The organism is Peribacillus sp. P4_B1 (assembly GCF_056402395.1).
The window spans coordinates 1-23,478 of sequence record NZ_JBFUHM010000012.1 but is presented as its reverse complement, the minus strand read 5'-3'; the positions used below and the strand labels follow the sequence as shown (position 1 = coordinate 23,478).

Below are 23,478 nucleotides of genomic sequence, written 5' to 3'. Positions count from 1 at the left end.
ACCGTCCCCCTATCATTTTAAAAAGGAGGTGTAAACATGGGCAAAGATCGACAAGAAAAGAAATTGAAAGAAAGTAAACGGGTGGAGTCCGATAGGGACCAATCCTTGGGTCATAAAGGGGCAACAAGAATGGAAAGTCCCGAAGAGGCACGAAAAAGGAATAGCTAAGTTATCCCGAACAAAAAGAAGCATCTCAATCGTTTCAATTGAGATGCTTCTTTTTGTGGAATTCATTTAGCATATGCCGAACAATTTATGCCTCTTTGAGATAACCAATGATAGGTGTTGCCTTTGATGACTATTTTCGCGTTCCTTAATTCTGAGATATTACCGCACCCTAGTGCAGTCATGATGATCTTTAAATCTTCATGTATGTAGTTTATTTCTTTAATCAATTGTACCAGGCCAAACTCTTTATGCAGCTTGAGGAAATGTCCGGCTAACCCGACACCTTTCGCTCCTAAGGCCAGGCTTTTTGTAATTTCCAAAGGGCTTTGAATGCCCCCCGATCCAATAACTGAAAGCTGAGGTGAAACATTAACGGCTTCGACTATCGAAGCAGCTGTCGGTATGCCCCATTCATTAAAATATCCGAGTATTTTCGCTCGTCTTTCATTTTCGATTTTAGCAAAATTCGTTCCGCCAAACCCGCCTACATCAATGATCGATACACCAACGGAATGTAATTGCTGCACCGTTTCCTTACTCATCCCAAATCCAACCTCTTTTACGATGACAGGAATTCCGATACTTCTGTTGATTTTCTCTATTCTCGAAAGGGTACCCGCAAAATTCCTATCTCCTTCAGGCATCGTCAATTCCTGAATGACGTTAAGATGAATCTGCAGGGCATTTGCCCCGATCATTTCGCTGGCTCGCTTTGCCTGTTCGACTGTTGCTTCACCGCCAAGATTACCAATCAGCACCCCATCAGGATTTTCCTGTCTTACCACTTTAAAGGAGTCTTGCTGACTAGAATCCTTGATGGCTGCCATTTGTGATCCAACCGCCATAGCGATTCCTGTTTCCCGGGCAGCAATGGCCAGGTCACCATTCAATTTTTCAGTTTCAGGGCCTCCGCCACCGGTCATGGCATTTATAAAAATTGGCGAACTTAATTCAAGTCCGCCAACTTCCGCTGATAGGTTCACATTATCCAAGGAAATTCCTGGTAAGCTTTGGTGAATAAACGAAATATCCTCTAGCCCGGTTTTATGCTGCTGACCTGTTTTTAACGCAAATTCTATATGATCTAATTTTCGTTGTTCTCTCTGCAAGGCCCTCACCATTATTATCTTATTTTAGTTTTTTCAATTGATCACCAATCATTTCACCTAGCTGAAAGCCCTTCGATTCTTCAGGAAGCTCATAATCCGATGTGTTGTATTTGGATTGAGGTTCTTCAAGTTCTTTAATGCTCAATGATAGACGTTGATCCGTTTCATTGACATCCAGGACCTTCACTTCGACAGACTGGCCTTCTTTAAGAATTTCTTGTGGTGTTGCAATATGCTTGTGCGAGATCTGTGAAATATGGACAAGACCTTCTACCCCTGGGAAAATCTCAACGAATGCACCAAAAGAAACAAGGCGTTTAACGATACCATCTTGTGTAGAGCCCTTTGCCGCTTTTTCTGCAATTCCTGACCATGGTCCCGGAAGAGTATCCTTTATGGAAAGTGAAATCCTTTCATTATCTCGATCAATGGATAGAACTTTCACCTGTACATTATCCCCTTCGGAAACCACATCGGATGCCTTTTCGACATGCTGATGGGATAGCTGGGAAATGTGGACAAGACCATCTACGCCGCCAATATCCACGAATGCACCAAAATCGGTAATCCTTTGGACCACACCTTCAAGCACCTGCCCGCTTTCGATCTTATCCAAAACGTTTGCTTTTTGTTTTTCCTTTTGGTCTTGGACGACTGCCCGATGTGAGAGGATTAAGCGATTCTTGTCTTTCTCAAGCTCAACGATCTTGAATGTTAAGGTTTTGTTTTTGTAATCAGAAAAGTCTTCAACGAAATAGTCTTCTACTAGAGAAGCTGGAACAAAACCACGTACGCCTAGATCTACAACAAGCCCGCCTTTGACGACATCTTTAACTTCAGCCTCAAATACGTCCCCGTTTTCAAATTTCAATTCCAGGTCATCCCATGCTTTCAGAGCGTCAATCTTACGTTTAGATAGAATGAGAGCTTCTTCTTCTACTTTAATGATTTCCAGCTCCAATACATCACCTACCGAAACGGCATCTGACGCCTTTTCGACATGAAGGCTCGATAACTCACTGATAGGAATGATTCCATCTGTCTTGCTGTTTTCACAATCGACAATGACCTGTTTTTCTTCTACCTTTGAAACGGTACCTTTAACTTGATCCCCAACTTTGTAATTGTTCACTTCTACCTGGTTCATATCTTCTGTCATTACTAACTCCTCCTTAACCCATGACTGATCAGCAAACTTCCTCTTCATCGGCCACATATTTTATTTAAAGTGGTTCAATAAAAACACTTTCCTAATAAAGATAAAAACAGTTTTTTTTAGAGTAATAAGGTTATATTCCTTTTCATCCCCAATAAGGAACAATACCCTTATTTTATAAATTCTAACAAAATCAGAAAATTGTCAAGTATCAAGAACTATTTATGCTTGGAAATCAATTTTCCAATTTGTTCCATGATGATTTTAGTAGCTTCATCAGCTGATATTTTCCGTTCCCGATATTCGGTAAAATTTATAGGAGGTCCGTAAACCACCTTCAAAGGACGCAAAAGTTTATATGGGCCGATAATCGCACATGGTATGATCACGGCATCAGATCGCAGTGCGAAAAATCCGGCGCCAGCCAAACCTTCTCCCAATTCACCTGTCTTACTCCTGGTTCCCTCGGGAAACAGCCCAATAGCCTTGCCCTCTTTCAATAGCTTTAAACCTTTTCTAAGGGATTCCCGATCGCTATTGCCCCGCTTCACGGGAAATGCATTTACTCTGGGTAATATATCCTTTAAAATAGGTGCTTGAAACAACTCTTCTTTCGCCATGAAATGGATGTCCCTTGGAGATGTCATGCCAACTACAGGCGGATCAAAATTATCAATGTGATTGGCACAAATCAATACTCCGCCCTCTTTAGGGATATGTTCCTTTCCAAGCGTCTTAACCCTATACGCTGGCATTAAAACGCCTTTTACGACGTTTTTGCCAAATGTGTAAAAATCCAATTTCATCTTTTCCTCTCTTCTATTAAAGACATGATACTTTCTGCCACTTCTTGAATCGATAATGAAGTCGTATCAATTTCGATGGCATCCACTGCCTTTTTCAGGGGCGATACCTCGCGTTCCGAGTCCAGCTTGTCCCTTGTTGCAATTTCTTCCCTTAACTTTTCGATATCGGATGGGAAACCTTTCAATATATTTTCCTGATGTCTCCGCTGTGCCCTTTCATCTACAGAGGCGACTAGAAATACTTTTACTTCGGCGTTGGGAAGAACGTGCGTTCCGATATCCCTACCATCCATGACAACTCCGCCATTTTCACCAAAGATTTGCTGCCTGCAAACCATTTCTTCCCGGATGCTCCGGTGCTTTGCCACCTCCGAAACAGAACCAGTCACTTCATTGTTTCTGATTTGGGCTGTCACGTCCACATTATCCACGAACACCAACTGCCCATTTTCACTTGGTCTTAATTCGATATCTGTATTGATGAGAACTTCGGATAGTGCTTGTTCATCATTCAGTCGAATCTGTTGGTTAATGGCCTTATAAGTAAGGGCCCTGTACATTGCACCTGTATCCACATATATGTAATTGAACTTTTCTGCAACAATTTTAGCAACCGTGCTTTTTCCAGCAGCAGCTGGTCCATCGATTGCAACTGATAATTTTTTTTCCATAAATCCTCCCAAGAATCCTACAATCATGCTGATTATTTAGTACCCTTATATTTTATCACATCTAGCGGGAAAATCATTAATAAAAGGGAAGTGTACGTTCAAAATCACCTAGTTCATCTCTCGATCATACATCCATCAATCATTTCCCTTTATCGAAAATCTTCATACAAAAAAAGCGGATCACCGCTTTTACTTTGAGGTCCCATTGAATGTTTCAATGATTTTCGTATAATTATTGCTAGTGACACCTTCATACCTCGAAAGCTTGGTCAAATCAAAGATTTGATCCTCCCTGCTCAAAAGGAACTGGAAAAAAAATAAGCAGGCCAATTGGATGATTATCACTTTAATTAATAGTCTTTCAAATGTTTTCATAAGCCGCACCTTCCATACTGTTTATATTAGCAGTATGGATGGAATAGCTGTTTTTCATTCAATCATGTCAAACTTACAAGCCTTTTTTCTTTAAATCGACCTGCTTTTCAAAAATGAATCTCATTAGTGTCTGTACTTCATTTTTAGTCAATCCAAGAAATTGACGTACAGTAGCTTATCTCCATGCTCTTTCTCCGTTACACTAAACGTAAATAATGGATCTCCCCGATTTTAGTGTAAGCGCCATCCACAGGTATCATTGCGAAACCGATTGTATATGAGCCCMTTTTTAAAGCCTTTAGAAGCTCTGCTACTGATATCCACCATTGCGAAAGGGAGTACACCCGGAATGTTCTGGATATATGCCGTATCAAGGGTTACAACCATTCGCACGTATTTGAACATATCAGGAAACAACATAACATTACCAATGAATTTTCCCATATAAAAAAGGGAAAGTGACTTGGCACATTTCCCTAAATGAATGAAACATCCTGACAGTTTAAATTAAATTCTCGTATACGGGTTCGGAGTTCTTTAATTTTTCCACCTTTTCTTCTTGACCAGTATCTGCATTAATGAAAATACGGTAGGTATCCTCTTTAATCGTGCCGAGAAATTCATAACAAAGTACTTCTTCACCAATATCATTGATGATTAACGCCTTTCCTTCTTCCATTACTTTCACATTCAAGTTGATTTTGTCCTTAGCTTCTTTCTCGGATATTTTCGGATTTCCTATTTCCCTGGTTTTATGTGATTTTAAATACTCGTCAGCTGAAAATCCTATAACGGATCCGTCATCCAATGCGATTTTGACCTTGACTGAATCAGGATAAATCTTGACTCCATTTTCAGATGATACGAAATTAAGTAAAGCGATATTATCGTACTGAGCACTTTCAAATAATTCAAGTGAACTGAAATCATGTTCCTTTAAAAAATCTATGGCTTTTGTATTGGCTTGATTCAAATCAATATTTGTTTTGTTCACGTCCCTATTATTGATATACCAAATAGGGTAACCGCCTTTTTTTGTTAAATCCATATTTAATTCGGTACCGGAGTCCTTATCGAGGATGCTCACACTATAAAATCCATAATCGGAACCTTTGCCGTTTTCTTCAACATTCACCTTCAAATTTTTGCTTTTTGAATGAGCATAGCTTTTTGCTGTCGCAATCGCTTCTTGTTTTGTAATGGTTGCACCTTGCAAATTTTTGAAGTTTTCATCCCTCTGTGGTGCAGTAGTAAACGTCGGATTCATCTCATTTGTTTCCCCATATCCAGAAACTTTTTTCTCTACAGTTTTTAATCCGTCGATGATCGTGTTATCTGAATTTTCTTTTCCAGATGCAAGAGCCATTTCGACATCCATCCATCTTAAATTGTTTTTAAGGACTAGATACTGGACTTTTCTTAACTCGTCCTGGATGTCCCCTGCCTGCGTGTACAAGGATTGCAAAGTCGAATATTCCTGATCATTCAATGGTTCTTTTTCAAGGTCACGTACAGCTGTTTTATAACTGAAGTCCGCAATTTTTGATAAAAATTCTTCTGTCTTATTAAAAGGAAGCAAGGTCAATGGCAATTGCCCTACATCACTTTGGGCTTCGGAAGTGATACGCCAAACATCTGTTAAAGCTGGACTTAATGAATATCTTGAATTCATCGCCAAAGTACCGCCGACCTTATCGTGCAATAAATCTACTTGGTAGCTTAAATCATGAAAGGCTCGCTGATACGTATTTTCCGCGTTAATTAATATAGCATTTTTTTCCTTATGTTCTTGATAGCCCCAGAATGCAGTTCCTGCAACAACTACAACAAGCAGGGCAATCACTATATTCCTGATCATTTTCCTTCACCTCTTTACTTACAAAAGATATGTTTTCCGATTCTTTTAATTTGTTGTCTTGACCAGATCCATTTACTTGTTGCCGTATCGGGATTAAAGTAATATTCTGCATTACTGCTTGGATCCCAACCATTGATGGCATCCACCACGGCTTCTTTTGCCCTTTCGTTTGGAGTCAGCCAAATCTGTCCATCCGCAACAGCCGTAAAGGCCCCAGGTTCAAAAATTACTCCTGAAATCGTATTCGGGAAAGCTGCACTTTCCACCCTATTCAGAATTACTGCTGCAACAGCAACCTGACCTGTATATGGCTCCCCTCGTGCCTCTCCATAAACGGCATTGGCCATCAGCTGTATATCGTTTTGAGAATATCCTCCCGGAAGATTGGCTGATGTCGCCGTTTTGGAAGGGGCATTTCCGGAAGCATTGCCTCCACCTGACTTGGATCCATTTGCATTTCTTTTCACTTTCACCTGTTTTTCAATGGGGACCCCCCCATAATAGGTGAACTCGTTCCCTTTATTGATCTGTTCGTGAACAAATTTTTTATTGAAGTTAGAGGCATTGGTCAACTTCTGTTTTGTTGTAGTTCCTGCTAAACCATCGATAGGAAGCCCGAAATCTTGTTGAAAGTTTCGAAGTGCCCAATAAGTTCCCCACCCATAGGCTCCATCAATCTTTCCATTATAGTAACCGATGTTTTGTAATCGTGCCTGCATTTCAATTACATCATCACCAACCGCACCTTTTTGAATGACTTGGCTCGAAAAGGCATTTGTTCTTGTTTCCGGGTAAATTCCGAAACAAATAGTTATACACGAAAACAGCAATAGCCATTTCCATTTTGACGAAATTCCTTTCATCAAAAACACTCCTCTTTTTCTTGAATTAATGTAATACTATTTTCTTCTTAACTGGCTTTTTTATTCCATACCATAAAAAAACGGAGCGGGCAAAATATGCCAGCACTCCGTTTTGGAAGTATTTATCATTTGCTAATAAAATGTTTTTGAGAAAGTTTTTCTGCGTGAAAGTCAGACAACAAACGTGCTTTTTTTACTTTTTTCATACCTAACCACCATAGGCAAATCATAAATGGCATAATGAAGTATACCCAAAATTTTTGGGAAACTAAAATATAGTCATAAACCCCATGTAAAGCGATTGGGATGACCAATGCCAATAATAAATAGAACCTATTATTCGAAGCTGAAAATTTCGCCTTGCCCAAATAATACCCCATGAGCACACCGAACAAAGCATGACTGGATACAGGGAGAACCGCCCTGAGAAAAGCATGTTCCACCCCGTTGGCCAGCAGGTATAAAATATTCTCCATCGTAGCGAATCCAAGGGAGACTGCAGCGCCGTACACGATCCCATCATATGGCTCATCGAATGCTACGTGCTGATAAATAACATAAATGAGAATGAACCACTTGAAGAATTCCTCAAGCAGTGCAGCCCATAAAAATGCATTAGCTAAGTCGGTATTCAAGATATGTTCCGTTTCGAGCACATACTGTATGAACATTATCGGCAAAACCAGAAAGACACCGAATAAAAATGTTTTGACCACAACCGATATAGGCTCGGTTTCATATTGATCTTTCAAATAGAAATAGCTAAGTAGCGCCAACCCTGGCGCAATAGCCGCTGACAACATGACCAGCATTAGCTGACCCTCTTTTCCTCTTCTTTTCCTTAATCGTACCACGGAATGAAGAAAAACTGAATCCAAGAATCAAGTCTTCCAGCATTTATTTACTTAAAGAAAGTTTCATCTACAGAGTTTTCGCTTGCCAGCACGACAGCTAACTTAATTCTAGCCTTTTTGCTGTCATAATCAGCACCTAATATCACACCGCGCTGTTTTAAATCAAATGCGCTGCCTACATAATCATATGCCGGGTAAACTTTACCTTCTTCGGCACTTGTTGTCATGACGACCGTAATGCCATTATCGATTACATTTTGTATGGAAGTTACCATTTCAGGGGTGCCTTGTCCCCTTCCTACACCCTCGAGCACGATGCCTTTTGCACCATTTGCAACCGCTGCCTCAATAAAGATGCCATCAGCACCTGTGTGGCACTTGATGATATCCACTCTGGGAATGCAATTCTGAATCTCGTAATACTCCCTATGTAAAGGTTTTTGATAAATGCTTACGACATCATTATCAATTATCCCCAAATATCCATATCCAAATGATTCGAATCCCTGCAAATTGGAAGCATGGACTTTTTTAACATACTTTGCTGAATAGATCCGCTCATTAAAAACGACAACTACGCCAACATCCCTAAGCAAATCACTCGCAGCGCATAATATTGAATTCCTTAGATTGGAATATACATCGGTTCCCACGTCATGGGGAGACCGCTGGGAGCCGGTTAATACAATTGGACGTTGATCTTTATTCGTGACATCAAGGAAGTAAGCCGTTTCCTCTAGTGTATCCGTACCGTGGGTCACAACGATTCCCGTAACTTCCGGATCTTCCAATTCCTTATGAATGGCTAATTTAAGCTGTTGCATTTTCTCAAAGGACATGGACATGCTTGAAATCTGGAAAACATCCACCACTTTAACCTCGATATCGTTGGGTAGTTCGCAAAGTGATGCCAACTCCTGGCCAGTCAATGCACCTGAGGCCAACATACCATTAATTGTTTCTTTACTGGCAATAGTCCCGCCTGTCGTTATCAATGTTATTTTATCCATATTTCCACATCCTCCTTTTTCATTCCATTCACTTTTCTTTAACAGCCAAATGATAGGCAATCAAACCACCATGGAACCTGCCATTTTCAATGAAGATTTCGTTCGCATTATTTCCAGCTGCCAGAACTCCTGCAATATAAAGGCCTTTAACGTTCGTTTCCATCGTTTCCTCGTTATATTCGGGCCTTCCAGTCTCCTTATCAATATTTATGCCCATTGAAGCTAAAAAGGTATGATCAGGATGGTAGCCAGTCATGGCAAACACAAAATCATTTTTAACAACTTTTTCCTCTTCACCTACATGATATATGACGCTATCTTCAGTTATCTTATCAACATTCGCATTAAACTCCATCTTGATCGTTCCATTGCGGACTAATGATTCAAATTCCGGGAGAATCCATGGTTTGACTTTTGAAGAGTAATCCGATCCTCTATAAAGGACTGTAACTCTTGCGCCTGATTTGACCAATTCCAGTGCCGCATCCACACTTGAGTTTTTACCACCGATGACTGCAACATCACAATTAAAGTAGGGGTGGCCCTCCTTGAAGTAATGAAACACTTTAGGAAGCTGTTCGCCTGGAATGCACATATAGTTAGGATGATCATAATATCCGGTCGATACGATCACATGTAGAGCAGTATAGTCACCTTTTGATGTCTTGACCAAAAATTTTCCATCTTTACGTTTTTCCACTTTTTCTACTTTTTCAAATTTATTGATCCGCAATTCTTTCCTTCTGACCACTTCCCTATAATAGGCTAGAGCCTGATTACGGACCGGTTTACGATTTTCGATAATAAAAGCGGTATCACCAATCTCCAGTTTTTCACTTGAACTGAAAAATGTTTGGTGAGTTGGATACCGGTAAATGGAATCCACCACATTACCTTTTTCAATGATCAGGGACTGTATTCCCACTTCTTTAAGAGCGATAGCAGCAGCCAATCCACAAGGCCCCCCGCCTATGATAATGACTTCTTCAACATTCATCTATACTCCACTGCCTTTCCATTCACTATATAATTCGTTCGTCTAAAAATAAAAACTCCTATCAATACATGATAGGAGTTTTTACAAATCATTTCAATGATAAAGCAATGAACATGATTTTAATTATAATCAATACATGATCTGAATCTTTTAGATCCAACCACGGAAGCGTGAAGCTTCAGCCATTTTTCTTACACCGATCATATAAGCCGCAAGACGCATATCAACACGTCTGGATTGTGCAAGTTCATATATATTATTAAAAGATTTGACAAGGATTTTTTCCAGCTTTTCGTCCACTTCTTCTTCAGACCAGTAATATCCTTGATTATTTTGTACCCATTCGAAGTAGGAAACCGTTACTCCACCAGCAGAAGCAAGAACATCAGGAACAAGAAGGATTCCACGATCCGTTAGGATTTGTGTCGCTTCAATTGTTGTAGGTCCGTTTGCTGCCTCGACAACGATCGATGCTTTGATATCAGCAGCATTTTCTTCAGTGATTTGGTTTTCAATTGCAGCCGGAACTAAAATATCACAATCTAATTCAAGCAGTTCCTTATTTGAAATTGTGCTTTTAAACAATTTCGTAACGGTTCCGAAACTATCTCTCCGATCGAGAAGATAATCGATATCCAAGCCTTCAGGATCATGAAGAGCACCATATGCATCTGAAATCCCAATAACTTTAGCACCTGCATCATGCATGAATTTAGCTAAGAAACTACCTGCGTTACCAAAACCTTGAATGACGACACGTGCACCTTTAATATCAATGCCGCGTTTCTTGGCAGCTTCATTGATACAAATCGTTACACCCTTGGCAGTGGCTGATTCACGGCCATGAGAACCGCCAAGTACAAGCGGTTTACCCGTAATGAATCCTGGTGAGTTGAATTCATCCATACGGCTGTATTCATCCATCATCCAAGCCATGATCTGAGAATTTGTAAATACATCAGGTGCCGGGATATCTTTAGTCGGCCCAACGATTTGGCTAATTGCGCGAACATAGCCACGGCTTAGCCTTTCCAGTTCACGGAAGGACATATTACGAGGATCACAAACGATACCGCCTTTACCCCCGCCATATGGTAAATCAACGATTCCGCATTTCAAACTCATCCAAATGGATAATGCTTTCACTTCACGTTCCGTTACATTTGGGTGAAAACGGATACCACCTTTTGTAGGCCCAACAGCATCGTTATGCTGTGCACGGTAACCAGTGAAAATTTTAACTGACCCATCATCCATGCGGATTGGCATCTTCACCGTTAATAAACGCAATGGTTCCTTCAAAAGCTCATAAACTTCTTCCGGGTAACCCAGCTTATCTAAAGCTTTATGTATTACTGTTTGGGTAGACCTCAGTACGTCGTGTTTTTCCTCTTCATTTACATGGCTATTGCCTTTTGCCGATTCCATTAAAAGTACCTCCTAGAAAATCTCATCCATATATCAAATTATAATCTTCAAATAGTCCTCTTCATGTGCTAGTATACACCTTCGTTATATTTATGCAAGAGTTAAAATGGGAATTTAAAAGTTGGAAATATTCTAAAAATGAAAACGTTATCATATCAACTGTTTTCTTACCCTGTTACCATATATTTTCTTCGGCAGGAAAGGTGAGACAAGTAAGGCAACCCGCATTGTTTTTCCATTATGTGGCTGCCTTGTCTCTTTCGGTTTACATCTAACTAAAGTGTGAGATCAAAACATGTATCGCTTCATTTTCGATTATACATGTTCCATATTCATTGATGCGGCAGAGTGTCAGTGTTGATGCATGGCCATACTCAGCCGCTAAAGAGATGATCGTGTCATATGTCGCGTCTTTAATATTTTCGATAAGTAAATAGTATCTTCCCTCATAATGATAAAGATTACTCTTTATCAAACCTTGAAAAGACAATCTTTGAGATAATTGGACGATATCTTCAAAATCATCGAAAACATACAGAATATGGGGATGGTCATCAATTTTCACCTGTAAATCCAAAAATTCCTCTTCGTCTGTCAATAACTCCTCTTCTTCCTTCGTTACAATGATTATTAACCCTTGAGCAGGCAGGGAAAAAATTTCGATTGCAATGGAACCACTCATTTTAAAGCTGAGTTCTTCGCACGCTTCTTCGACCATATCCTGAAATAACTTGTGGACCTTTAAGGAATTCCCTAAAATATCTTCTTTTGTTATACCTCTATCAATCAAATCATCAAGGGTCAAAAAAATCTTGATTTTATTATTAGTTAATCGCTCCAGCTTCATAAAAAAATGCCCCCTGGTTACCATCTTCATACATCATATGAAGCCTTGGTCTTAGAGTGCATATCCATTATTTCTCCAAAGCCTGCCGCTAACCCTTCAGCCATTCCTCCCATTCCGATTGTGAATCACCCATTAAAACTCCGCTGAAGGAAGTACGGATTTCTTCGGATACAAGGCTCAGCGCCGCACCCCCAAGACCCACCTTCAAATCCGGAAAATCATTTATTAAGGCTTCAACCAGCCTGAATGTTCCATCGAGATTCTCTTTCAGTGAACATGACATGAATAAGTATGAGGGCCTTATGATGTTTAAAACAGTAAAAAGATCCTTATCGACGATGGATTCTCCCAAATAAATGGTTTCATATCCTTTCCGTTTCAAAAAAACGGTAAAGACCAACAGTCCGAATTCATGTTTTTCACCAGGGGCACAAACGGTAAGGGCTTTCGGAAGAAAACCGTTAGTCGGAATCGTATGCATGACTGAACTGATCCTGGATTTTAGGATGTTCGAAGCAAAGTGTTCATGGGCGGAAGTAATTTCTCCCCTTTCCCACTTATCCCCTACCTGAACCAATATGGAACCGAGTATATCAACTATGGTATGTTCGAGTGTATACATACTGAATGCTTGGCTTATCAGCATGTGTGCTTTATTTTCATTGAAATTCAATAGGGCCTCGATTAATTGATCCGATAACTTAATCGTTTGTTCGTCCTTAAGGGTCATTTCAGGAACTTCAGTCGCTGGAGTGCCAGTACTTTCAAGAAGTGAAACGGCCTGGCTGATTGTGAAACCTTGCTCTGTTTTATTGATGAGCCATTTTAGGATTTGCAAATGTTTTTCTGTATACAGCCGGTGCCCTGATTCATTCCTGACAGGTTCGATAAATTTATAGCGCCTTTCCCATGCCCTCAAGGTTCCCGGCTGAATGTCTAGCAGTTTTGAAACTGCCTTTATATTATATTTACCTTCTTGCATGGTTTTACAAGGCCTCCAATAACTGTACGTTCATTTGTTGAAATTATAGTTGATTATTTTAAGTCTGTAAAACCCAGATATGCTAGATTAAAAGCAGCTTAATAGGTCTTCACCACCGGAACGCCCACCTCCGTGCTCGTCCCCCTTTTCAGGTTGAATAGATGCGTTTCCGGCTTAGCCTCAAGCCTTAAAGGGACTGTGCTTGTCCCATAACCATTACTCGTCATAAACAAACACTCCCCCTCCTTTTTAATGCTGCCTATCTTATAGGGCCCTAATCCGAATAGGCGGATCTGTCCGCCATGGGTGTGACCGGACAGGACGAGACCTATCTGGTGTTCCGGAATCAATTGTTTCATTATCAAAGGGTTATGACTCACCAAAATCCGAAAAGTCTCATTCCCGCAATCCGACAGAGCAAGGTCAAGCCTATCTCGTTCCTCCGTTATATCATCAATGCCCAGAAGAGCGATTTTCCTGCCATTTTGAGACTCAAAAGAAACAGCTGTATTATCAAGCATTTTTACTCCATGCTTCAGAAGAGTTGCATCAAGCTCATGGAAATCCCCTTCATAATCATTATTTCCCCAAACAAAATAAAGGGGACCAAGTTCTTTTAATTTTAATATATTTTTTTCCACACGTTCTATGGGGACCCCTCTTTCCCTTATGTCCCCGCCTATGATTACCAAATCTGCCTTGTCACGGGCACCCTCAATTAATTTATCCGATATGATCCGTCGATGAAGATCGGATATGAAGAAAATCCGCATATCGCCAAACCCTTCAGGAAAGTCTTTGAAATATAAATCTTGAAAAATCAGCCTATCTTGCTTAGCAGTACGCCACATATAAATGATCGTGGCAACTATCAGTAAAATGATGACTAATAGTAATCCAGATACCAATAACATCCTTCGTTAAACCTTCTTTCCATCCTAATCCCAAGAGTTACCTTCATATAACCATAAAACAAAATTACTCGCAATCAAATATGATTTTTAACGTGATCATTCATTTATTTTCATGATATAAGTTAATATCATAATTTTTTTTCATCATTTCAAATACTTTATGTCGATTTTTCCATTCTTCCTCTTTTTCCCATAATTGCTTGCTTTTATTAATAATTTCGCAGCGAAGAAGCTGAAACTCCTTTTCTGCTTTATCAAGCTTTTTTTTAATTAATACCATATATCCATATAGGCCAATGGCGGCCGCCAAAAAAAGGAAATGGCTAAAATGGTCGACGAAAACACTAAACATACTAAAAAAGGAATAGGAATAAGGTACAACGATATAAAAATAAAGATACACCAAAAAAAGGGCAGCAACAATCATGGTTGCCCACAAGCTTTGAAGATGCTTCTTTTTAAGAGCCTCGAACTTTTTTTTTCGACCCACAACATTCTGAAGCATTTGTTTTGTTGCTTGATCGGTTTTTTCATCCAATAAAATGATTGTCGATTCCATCGCATTTCCTCCTCTACTCTTACAAATCATGATATGAAGCTGTCCAGGAAAAAATGATAAAGTACCTGTCAAGTTTACATCCTAAAAACAAGCCAAACATTTAACAAAAACACCCTGCCTCTAAAGACAGGGTGCCATCATTATTTCTTGATCGGTATTTTTAACACCTGACCCTTGGAGATTTCATTGCCATTCAGCCCATTCCACTCCCTGATAAGGGCAATGCCTTCCTGTGATTTGTAGTAGTTCATGGAGATGCGGAATAATGTTTCCTCACCTTGTACAGTATGTAAGAGAACCTTGTAATCATCTTTATTCGGTTTCGCGTCTTGAACGCGTTCGGCTGTCACTTTCTTTTCGGCTGCTTCCCTCTTTGCTTTTTCATCAGCTATTTGCTGTGCTTTTGCTTTTTCGTCAGCTATTTGCTGTGCTTTTGCCTTTTCTTCTGCTACTTGCTGTGCTTTTGCCTTTTCTTCTGCCTTTTTCTTTGCTTGCTCCTCTTTTGCGCCTTTCCGCTTCTCTTCTTCCTCTGCTTTAGCTTTAGCTTTAGCTTCAGCTTCTTCTTTTTCTTTCTCCGCTTCAGCCTTTGCCGACGCTTTCTCTTTCTTTTCCTTTAAATCAGCTGCAGTTGCTGTAGTTGGAATCGTTTCTTTATCCTCGTCTCCCTTATTTTCATCAATGACGACTTGGTCACTTTTTGTATCATGTACAGGTCTATGCTGAAGATATGTATAAAGGCTGTAAAACCCAATTGGAAGCAAAATAAAAAATAACGCTAATAATTGTATCATTGGAAACTTAATCTTCACTTTACTTTTTTTCTTTTTATTTTGGTGGACTTTACTGCGCTTGGGCAATGATGACTTAGCCTTCTGACGTTCAATTCGCGAACGAAGTTCACCAGCCTGGTCGTTTTCTTTTTCATTCTTTTGGACTCGGCTCATTCAAGTCACCCCCTTTCTTGCTCAACCCTCTTTGCTTTTTGCTCCTGATTAGAACACCAAGGATAAAGTCAATCAAAAAGTGGGCCGTAATCGTCACGATGATATTATTAGTCATTTCAAATAGAAAACCGATAAAGAAGCTCAAAACCAAAACATTTAAAAATAAAAACCAATTAAAAAGGTAACGATAATGAACGGCTGCAAAAATCAGGCTCGTCCATAGCAATCCCAAATGTGTTTGCAACACTCCACGAAATAATAATTCTTCGCTTATAGCTACCACTAAAGCAACGACAAAAATCATCTGGTATGACAAGTTACTGAAAATGCGTTCGTTAATACCACCATCATCCTGATAGGAAGATGGTGTCACTCTCATCAATAAAATGTCAAATAACAAGACAATGACTCCAGCGGGAATTCCAATCAGCAAAATATTCAGGTCATCAAAGATAAATAAGTCGAAAAAAGCAGAACGGTCCTCAAATAAAATAATACCTAAAAAAGCGGCTAACGTTAAGAGAATAATTTGTGTAAGAAACAAATTATATAGCAACTGCTTGTCTGTTAGTTGTTTAATTAATTCAGCTTGCTTATTTTTCATTCCCATTTTCCTTCTTTAATAAGATTAAAGCCAATTCATTTTTCCACGTGGAAAAGGGATTAACTGGATCAACCTTAACTTCCGGCCATACATCAGCCATTTTTTCGGCATCCATTCCACAGATATCACAGCAAATGGGGTTCACTACTCGCTGCTTTTCTTCAAAGTAGTGCAGTATCCCTATACGGCGACATTCACGTGCATATAACCAATGAAGGAATTTATGCAGCTTTTCTTGATTACCGGATTTCCTCTTTTGGCAATACTCTTTCATTTCTGACATTTGGTCTAAAGGATTTTTAGTTCCATTAATGAGCTGGGTAAAAAAACGAAGTTGGATATCGTTCAAAGAAAAAGATTGAGACAGCTGTTCTTTTTCTGATAGGGTGAAATTCGCCAAACCCTTTTGTGAAGCATTAAGGAAAGAACAAACACCCTCGATTTGCATATCCGTAGGTAACTGTTGTTCCATCAAACGCAAGGGAAGCCCTTCATCCCCTTCGCCATATAATAAGACAGCGACACTTTGTTTCCGATCTCGTCCCGCCCTGCCTATCTCCTGAAGATATGCTTCCATCGTGGATGGCATATGAAAATGGATAACGTATCTGACATCCGATTTATTTACACCCATTCCAAAAGCACTTGTTGCACATATAATTTTCAACTGACCAGAAATGAATTGCTGCTGAATGAGCATCCTTTGTTCCTGTTCCATGCCACCGTGATAATAATTGACACTGTCAATCCCGTTTTCCTGTAAAAACCCAGCGACCGATTCCGCAACCTTTTTAGATGAAAAATAAATAATACCGCTCCCTGTCAATTTCCTGACAAGCTCCAGTACACGGGATAGCTTTTCATCGTAACTGATCAGGCGCTCGACAATTATTACAATATTTTCCCGATCAACAGATGAGACGATTTCTTCGGCTTGACCAATTTCGAGTTTACTTACGATGTCCCTTCGGACTTCAGTGGTTGCAGTTGCTGTCAGGGCAAGCGTCAACGGATTGTTCAACTCACGCCTCACTTCTCCTAAATTCAAATAATCCGGACGGAAATCGTAACCCCATTGTGAGATGCAGTGTGCTTCATCTATGACGAACAAACCGATTTCTATCGATTTCAAGGATTTTAGCACACTCTCAAGACTTAGCATTTCAGGAGATAAAAAGATAAAACGATAACTATGTAATCGATCGAGAGCTTTCCTTTTTTGATTTAGCGTCAAAAAAGAATTGAGGGTCAATACGCTTTTTTCGCCACTCATCTTCAGCTGATCTGCCTGATCCTGCATTAATGATAATAATGGGGAGACAATTAGGACAGTCTTATTTAAAAGGTAAGCCGGCAGCTGATAACACAATGATTTACCGGATCCGGTGGGTAGCATCGCTAATGTATGACGTCCGGACATCAATGATTCGATCACTTCTTTTTGTCCAGGACGAAATTCATCAAATCCAAATTTTTCTTTTAGGACACGTTCTATATTCATCATCCATCACCTATTTTCGCAAGTACAAGCCTGATTTGGAAAAAGCTTATCTGTTTATTATCGACCATCTGCTTGATAGCCTTAAGCTTTTTCGTACCAAGTTCATTAATAGCGGCTGCAATTTCCCTCTCATCGTCGAGAGACACATAATCGGCAATCGGAAAACTTTTATCCGATAGGACAATTTCGACTAGGTGATCCTCAATGGTGTTGACTTTCAATCGGCGGACCTCAGCTATTTCCCCAAGGTTTTTCCCTTCTTGGATGTATCGTAAAGTAGTTTGTGTAGATTGTGTCAAATGAGGATTTTCACCCCTTTGCCAATCATAGATCAACGTTGACAAAAGGGGGTAACCCGTTCCCGTTTCCATTTCAGAAAGCATTTGATGCAACGAGTCAAGGAAAGTAAAGCGGATAAACTCTTCTTCTAGATCTTTCCTTTTTGCAATCTGTTCAAACGTAAGCCCAATCCTGTTTGTCCCAGTTAATTTCATAATGAAAACATCTCGTTTCAAATCACTTTGACTTTCTAAAAGGGATATCAGTTCTTCATATAGATGTTGCGCAATCAACTCTCGGTCCTGACGATTGGCATGTAAAAATTCCTTTACGAAAAATTGGATTTTGGGATTTCTTTGTATCGGATAAAAACGTCTTTCATTGTGGACAATATGGGATATGGTTTGAATGAGTAAGTTTAACCTTCCCCAGAAAACCGGGGTGATATTGTGATACTTCCAACCATTTATAAAATTCGGAAAAGGATTATCATTGAAGTAATCGATTAACATCTCCTCACCTTGCATACTAATTTCAAATGCATCTGATTTATCCGTTGTATTTATGTATTCATGGTCAAGGAACTGTTCAATGTTTTGATTTAACTGCTGACGGGTAAATCGTGGTATTGTCCCAAATATATTCGTCAACCCGAATAAATGGGCATCCTGGATTGTTTGTGACGACTTCTTCCCCTGAAGCATATGGTATATAGCATAAATGGAACGTTCACCTTGAAATTTTTTTATCGCATATAGAATGATTGCCTGTAGATAATTTTTCATGGGACTCACATCCTTGTTTCATTTATCCAATAAACCTATTGTAACAAAAAACTGCAAAAATCGCCGTTATTATTGATGAAAACAAGGGAAATTATGTGACTAAATGACGCATCATGGAAAGGGCCATGTTAATTATTTCGATGATTTTCGTTGACATCCTGCTACATGATAGTTATTATCAATACAATTTCTATTGAAAAGTTTGGCATTCGGTCTTACAATAAGAAAGAGATAATAATCTGAAATAAAAAGATTATCAGTTGTCTATCAACTTAGGAGGGGTTATATTCATGGCTAAATTTACTATTGTGGATAAAGAAACATGCATCGCTTGTGGCGCTTGCGGAGCAGCAGCACCAGATATATATGATTATGATGACGAAGGGATTGCATTTGTTACCCTTGACGATAACGAGGGAATCGTTGAAATTCCAGATGTACTTATAGATGACATGATGGATGCATTTGAAGGATGTCCAACGGATTCTATTAAAGTTGCTGATGAGGCATTTGACGGGGATGCACTAAAATTCGAATAAAGATACAAGCCATTTTCAATCGAGAATGGCTTTTTTTTTGTCAATTTCATTGCATCTTCCCCTGCCAAATTAAACGGACATAAAAAACAACCGAATTTGGATATCGGTTGTTTTTATGTTTCTATCGTAAATGCCATTAAGCATTTTTATATAATGTTTGCTTATTGATCCATGCCTGTAATTTAATGAACAACAACATGAATACAGATGTTATAAGCACGCCTTTAATTACATTGAAAGGCAAGATTGCCGTCGTGATTAGCTTTCTTGATTCGGGTGCCGACATTGCATCCCATCCCATAAAGAAGGTATAAGCCGGTAAAAAGACATAATAGTTTAAAACACTCATAAATACTGCCATGGAAACTGTTCCCGCAAGTAAAGCGAACGTCATCCCTTTTTTTGAATTGATTTTCTGAAATACATAATAAGTTGGCAAGACAAACAGTATTCCAGCTATAAAGTTAGCAATATGCCCCACAGGTACAGCTGTCACGGTCCCTGTCATGACTAAATCCAATAGGTTTTTAAGAAATTCAACTAGAATACCTGCCATAGGACCAAAAATCAATGCCGCCATCAATGCTGGTATGTCGCTAAAATCAACATTCAGAAAAGGTGGAAATCCTGGAAACGGAAAATTCAAAAGCATCAATAAATAAGAAATGCTTCCCATCATTGCCAGTGTGACCGTTTTTTTCACTTTATTCTTTTTCATAGTTCTCTCTCCTTCTTTTCCGATCTACCTGAAAAGAGGTTAGTGTTCCTTAATGATGTCGATGCTCAATAAAAAAACCTTTAATTCCAATAGAATTAAAGGGATAAATTAAAGGTTACATCAAACAAACGTATCAGCAAATGACTGTTGAAACGCACTCAGGAACCTCCATCTTCTCCCATCCAGACTATACTGTCGGCTTTGGAATCACACCAAATCCTGCCCCGTAAGGCTCGCGGGCTTAGAAGGAGAACTTCCTTCATCACCGCCGGTGGGGAATTGCACCCCGCCCCGAAGATAGACCTATAAAATTTTTAGTTTCCTTTCGTTTCCGAAAGGTGCGTTAAGTAGCTTTGTATCAGCAGTTTATTCATATAGGCGATTTAATGTGTTTCCACTAATCCCCTTTGAAAACCCGCTTTTCCAACCAAGTTTCCTACCAAAAACCTACCGTTTCTCCACCACTTAATTTATTTGATTTTATCATGCACATTTAAAAAAGCAAGAAATAAATTTCCGCCTTTAACCTTTTTATCATTTGCTCCAAACCAATCCGCTAAGACTTACTTACTTTATCTTTGGTCCAGTAATCCACTTTGGGCTTACCAGTGGTTTTGAGCTTTTATCCAACAGGAAAAAAGGATTCTTTATAAGTAGTTCTTTTTAAATGAAGTTTGCACAAGGTTATATATTTTTTATTGTCCCATCAGCCAGGCCTTTATCTTGAAGTGTTTTTTATGGGACTCATCGAGATGAAAAAGATTTATTTTTCGAAGAGTTCAGGAATAAAGTGATTTTTAAGATGGCCTTCATACATGGCTAAGCAAATAAAAAACCATTTTTCCACCTATGTTAAAGCGCATCTAAACCTTGACACAAAAAAAGTAACTATTTTCGGACAAAAATAGTTACTCATTAAATGGGATCCATTTTAATTTATGCAAATGCTGCAAAATGAAGTTCCAAAACTTTTTAACCTATTAAAATCCCTGCGCAGATTGCCCCTTTAGCTTATATTCTTTTTGATGAAAATTGAGCGTGCGGAAGATAGCTTATTTAAAGGAACAATTTTTGCAAAATACTTTTATCTCGATTTTCTTATTGTTATTCTTATGCCCTCTTTGGAAAATGTGAGAAGACAATGAGCTTTGAATTACCGGAATTAGACAGGAGAAAAACATAGAAGGCGGTAGGAGAAATATAGATTATATAAATACTTATTATATGAAGAAAGAGAAACTTCAGTAACAGCAAGCCCAGACGTCTGGGTAACCTGGCCAGTATTCAGCTGAATCGTCAGAAGAGCAGAGGTAATGGTACTTGTCTACTCGAGAAGATAAGGAAGGACCGAAAAGTATTTTTTCTCTGTTACATGCAGTTAGGATGAATATCTATCGTCATGGTGAATGTCCATTTATAGATTAAAAGGTTTAAAACAATAATTGGATATACAAAATGATAATTCGGAATAATGTAAATAATTTTTCTTTTTTAGCAATCGATGAGGAAGCCAATATTATGGCGGCCTTCCACACACGATCAGGATGATAATTATTGTTTTAAGCGCTTACATCCATTTAAGTCAAATTGACATAATTACCATTTCAATTGTAAAATTAACTGAAATTTAAGATAATTATTCTCCCCTAGGAAGGTGTTTAGCATGTATCGGATTTTAGTGGCAGATGCCATCAAACCAGAAGGACTCGGACCGCTATCAGAGGCATCCCATATTCTTCTTATTCAGAAGACAGTAGAGGAAGCGGCAAATGAACTTGATCGGATTGATGCAATACTTGTAAGAAGTGCAACGAAGGTAACGGAAGATTTAATGAACCGTATGCCGCAGTTGAAAATCATAGCACGCGCTGGTGTCGGCGTCGATAACATAGACATCCCCGCAGCGACAAAACGCGGAATTGTCGTGGTTAATGCACCCGACGGAAATACCATTTCAACAGCAGAACATACATTTGCGATGATGGCTTCCATGATGCGACATATTCCGCAAGCTTATGCTTCATTAAAGAATGGGGAGTGGAAACGTTCTTCATATACAGGAACGGAACTTCGCGGCAAAACATTGGGTATAGTCGGCTTTGGACGTATCGGAGGGGAAATTGCCAAACGTGCTAAAGTATTTGGTATGGATGTCATTGTCTACGATCCGTTCCTTACTGCCGATCGTGCAAAGAAAATGTCCGTTACATCCCTGCCCTTAGATGAATTGCTTCCTAAAGCAGACATCATTACTGTGCATACTCCCCTAACGAATGAAACTAGAGGATTGATCAATAAAGAAAAACTGCTTACCTGTAAAAAAGGCATATATGTACTGAACTGCGCCCGTGGCGGTATTCTGGATGAAGATGACTTATATGAAGCGATAGTTGAAGGACATGTTGCCGGAGCGGCACTGGACGTTTTCGTCGAAGAACCTCCACTTGGCCATAAACTGCTTGAACTGGATAGCGTCATAGCTACACCTCATCTAGGTGCATCTACGAAAGAGGCCCAATTAAATGTGGCCGTACAGGTTGCCCAAGAAGTATTGACCTATTTCGAAGGAAATCCAGTCTCAAGTTCCATCAACCTTCCAGCCATTTCTAAAGAAGTCTTTGAAAAGGTACAACCATTCTATCAACTTGTTCAGCAAATGGGATCCATTGCTTCTCAATGCATGAAAGAAGGAATTCAGGAAATCTCCGTTACGTATGCTGGAGAATCATTGGACTTCGATACAGCGATTCTGACAAAAAGTCTGATCTCAGGTTTCTTCAAATCAAGAGTTGATGCAGCCGTCAATGAAGTGAATGCCCTGCTGATCGCAAAAGAGCGTGGCATCACAGTTGGTGAAAAAATCTCTACGGACTCTTTAGGGTACTCTAACTTGATCAGCCTTAAAGTAAAAGGTGACAACCGTGAATTAACAATCAGTGGAACTTATATCGAAAATTACGGTTCTCGAATTGTTAGTTTGAATGATTTCAAAATCGACTTTCATCCGGAATCGAATTTACTTTATATCCAGCATACCGATAAACCTGGTGTTATTGGTAACGTAGGTAAGATCCTTGGTGACCACGGAGTGAATATCGCCACAATGCAGGTAGGTCGTAAAAAAGCTGGCGGGGAAGCCATCATGGTTCTGAGCTTTGATGAACCCTTAGAGGACAACATGAAACAATTTTTAATGGAAATAGATGATATTACGTTCATGGCCCGTATTTCATTATAAGAAGAAAAAAAGTGCCCGTCATGCGGAGGGCACTGAAAAAGTCCCTTCCGGGCCAATAGAGGTAGATTTTCTCAGTTTATTCTGAGGAAATCTACCTTTTTTTGTTTTATAATCAAGGTAATAAATTTATGTGGGTGAGTACGATGATTCAAAAACAAACGTCTATGGTTTTTAGTCCTCATATGGCCATTTATGATGTAGTGGTTCCAAAGGATAACATGTTACGCAAGATCAATGAACTTATTGACTTTTCTTTTGTGTTGGAAGAATTGA

Annotated in this window: 23 protein-coding genes and 1 riboswitch; of the genes, 3 read left to right on the top strand and 20 right to left on the bottom strand. The window is 39.3% G+C overall.

Annotated elements, in window-relative coordinates:
• Window positions 1–36 precede the first annotated feature (36 nt).
• Window positions 37–168, top strand: coding sequence for a YpzI family protein (locus tag AC1DVK_RS09135; protein ID WP_081108853.1), 132 nt, complete (start codon window positions 37–39; stop codon window positions 166–168).
• A 62-nt stretch (window positions 169–230) separates the two neighbouring features.
• Here the strand turns inward: AC1DVK_RS09135 and fni are convergent, their stop codons facing one another.
• From fni to AC1DVK_RS09040, 19 genes are all read right to left on the bottom strand, one after another.
• Window positions 231–1,277, bottom strand: coding sequence for a type 2 isopentenyl-diphosphate Delta-isomerase (gene fni, locus AC1DVK_RS09130; protein WP_089364804.1), 1,047 nt, complete (start codon window positions 1,275–1,277; stop codon window positions 231–233).
• A gap of 19 nt (window positions 1,278–1,296) precedes the next feature.
• Complete coding sequence (gene rpsA, locus AC1DVK_RS09125) at window positions 1,297–2,436, bottom strand: 30S ribosomal protein S1 (protein WP_061463893.1); 1,140 nt, start codon at window positions 2,434–2,436, stop codon at window positions 1,297–1,299.
• A gap of 215 nt (window positions 2,437–2,651) precedes the next feature.
• Window positions 2,652–3,233: a lysophospholipid acyltransferase family protein gene (locus AC1DVK_RS09120; RefSeq protein WP_477626361.1), complete on the bottom strand. Its 582-nt coding sequence runs from the start codon at window positions 3,231–3,233 to the stop codon at window positions 2,652–2,654.
• A 2-nt stretch (window positions 3,234–3,235) separates the two neighbouring features.
• Window positions 3,236–3,910, bottom strand: coding sequence for a (d)CMP kinase (gene cmk / locus AC1DVK_RS09115; protein ID WP_061463894.1), 675 nt, complete (start codon window positions 3,908–3,910; stop codon window positions 3,236–3,238).
• Window positions 3,911–4,099: 189 nt separating this feature from the next.
• On the bottom strand, window positions 4,100–4,285 hold the full coding sequence (locus tag AC1DVK_RS09110) for a YpfB family protein (RefSeq protein ID WP_061463895.1): 186 nt from the start codon (window positions 4,283–4,285) through the stop codon (window positions 4,100–4,102).
• A gap of 502 nt (window positions 4,286–4,787) precedes the next feature.
• Window positions 4,788–6,143, bottom strand: a complete 1,356-nt coding sequence (gene ypeB / locus AC1DVK_RS09105) for a germination protein YpeB (protein ID WP_318686070.1) — start codon at window positions 6,141–6,143, stop codon at window positions 4,788–4,790.
• Window positions 6,144–6,157: 14 nt separating this feature from the next.
• Window positions 6,158–7,006, bottom strand: coding sequence for a spore cortex-lytic enzyme (gene sleB, locus AC1DVK_RS09100; RefSeq protein WP_061463897.1), 849 nt, complete (start codon window positions 7,004–7,006; stop codon window positions 6,158–6,160).
• 125 nt (window positions 7,007–7,131) lie between these two features.
• Window positions 7,132–7,818, bottom strand: coding sequence for a glutamic-type intramembrane protease PrsW (prsW, locus tag AC1DVK_RS09095; protein ID WP_061463898.1), 687 nt, complete (start codon window positions 7,816–7,818; stop codon window positions 7,132–7,134).
• An 89-nt stretch (window positions 7,819–7,907) separates the two neighbouring features.
• A complete protein-coding gene (locus AC1DVK_RS09090) occupies window positions 7,908–8,870 on the bottom strand; it encodes an asparaginase (RefSeq protein ID WP_089364794.1) in 963 nt (320 codons plus the stop codon).
• 28 nt (window positions 8,871–8,898) lie between these two features.
• Window positions 8,899–9,867, bottom strand: a complete 969-nt coding sequence (locus tag AC1DVK_RS09085) for a YpdA family putative bacillithiol disulfide reductase (RefSeq protein ID WP_089364795.1) — start codon at window positions 9,865–9,867, stop codon at window positions 8,899–8,901.
• A 150-nt stretch (window positions 9,868–10,017) separates the two neighbouring features.
• Complete coding sequence (locus AC1DVK_RS09080; RefSeq protein WP_089364796.1) at window positions 10,018–11,295, bottom strand: Glu/Leu/Phe/Val family dehydrogenase; 1,278 nt, start codon at window positions 11,293–11,295, stop codon at window positions 10,018–10,020.
• Window positions 11,296–11,566: 271 nt separating this feature from the next.
• Window positions 11,567–12,142 (bottom strand): genetic competence negative regulator, encoded by a 576-nt coding sequence (locus tag AC1DVK_RS09075; protein WP_061463902.1) that lies wholly within the window; start codon window positions 12,140–12,142, stop codon window positions 11,567–11,569.
• Window positions 12,143–12,230: 88 nt separating this feature from the next.
• Entirely contained in the window at window positions 12,231–13,124 is an 894-nt protein-coding gene (locus AC1DVK_RS09070; RefSeq protein WP_477626334.1) for a MerR family transcriptional regulator, read from the bottom strand.
• Window positions 13,125–13,222: 98 nt separating this feature from the next.
• Complete coding sequence (locus AC1DVK_RS09065; protein WP_410860437.1) at window positions 13,223–14,038, bottom strand: metallophosphoesterase; 816 nt, start codon at window positions 14,036–14,038, stop codon at window positions 13,223–13,225.
• 100 nt (window positions 14,039–14,138) lie between these two features.
• The gene (locus AC1DVK_RS09060) at window positions 14,139–14,597 is read right to left on the bottom strand and encodes a YpbF family protein (RefSeq protein ID WP_061463905.1); all 459 of its coding nucleotides are present in this window, start codon (window positions 14,595–14,597) and stop codon (window positions 14,139–14,141) included.
• 140 nt (window positions 14,598–14,737) lie between these two features.
• The gene (locus AC1DVK_RS09055) at window positions 14,738–15,541 is read right to left on the bottom strand and encodes a LysM peptidoglycan-binding domain-containing protein (RefSeq protein WP_477626333.1); all 804 of its coding nucleotides are present in this window, start codon (window positions 15,539–15,541) and stop codon (window positions 14,738–14,740) included.
• The gene (locus AC1DVK_RS09050; RefSeq protein WP_089364800.1) at window positions 15,519–16,145 is read right to left on the bottom strand and encodes a CPBP family intramembrane glutamic endopeptidase; all 627 of its coding nucleotides are present in this window, start codon (window positions 16,143–16,145) and stop codon (window positions 15,519–15,521) included. Before AC1DVK_RS09050 ends, AC1DVK_RS09055 begins: the two co-directional genes overlap by 23 nt.
• Entirely contained in the window at window positions 16,135–17,646 is a 1,512-nt protein-coding gene (locus AC1DVK_RS09045) for a RecQ family ATP-dependent DNA helicase (RefSeq protein WP_477626332.1), read from the bottom strand. The genes AC1DVK_RS09050 and AC1DVK_RS09045 overlap by 11 nt, the downstream gene beginning before the upstream one ends.
• The gene (locus tag AC1DVK_RS09040; RefSeq protein WP_477626331.1) at window positions 17,646–18,710 is read right to left on the bottom strand and encodes a YpbB family protein; all 1,065 of its coding nucleotides are present in this window, start codon (window positions 18,708–18,710) and stop codon (window positions 17,646–17,648) included. The genes AC1DVK_RS09045 and AC1DVK_RS09040 overlap by 1 nt, the downstream gene beginning before the upstream one ends.
• 290 nt (window positions 18,711–19,000) lie before the next feature.
• On the opposite strand from AC1DVK_RS09040, the gene AC1DVK_RS09035 reads away from it, so the two are divergent.
• Window positions 19,001–19,249, top strand: coding sequence for a ferredoxin (locus AC1DVK_RS09035; protein ID WP_034308087.1), 249 nt, complete (start codon window positions 19,001–19,003; stop codon window positions 19,247–19,249).
• Between the two features lie 136 nt (window positions 19,250–19,385).
• On the opposite strand, the gene AC1DVK_RS09030 is transcribed toward AC1DVK_RS09035, so the two are convergent.
• Window positions 19,386–19,967 carry an ECF transporter S component gene (locus AC1DVK_RS09030; protein WP_477626330.1) on the bottom strand — a complete coding sequence of 194 codons (582 nt, stop codon included), beginning with the start codon at window positions 19,965–19,967 and terminating at the stop codon, window positions 19,386–19,388.
• Between the two features lie 166 nt (window positions 19,968–20,133).
• Window positions 20,134–20,270, bottom strand: a riboswitch (FMN riboswitch).
• Between the two features lie 1,360 nt (window positions 20,271–21,630).
• Between AC1DVK_RS09030 and serA the strand changes: the two genes are divergently transcribed.
• Entirely contained in the window at window positions 21,631–23,205 is a 1,575-nt protein-coding gene (serA, locus tag AC1DVK_RS09025) for a phosphoglycerate dehydrogenase (RefSeq protein WP_061463911.1), read from the top strand.
• Window positions 23,206–23,478 lie beyond the last annotated feature (273 nt).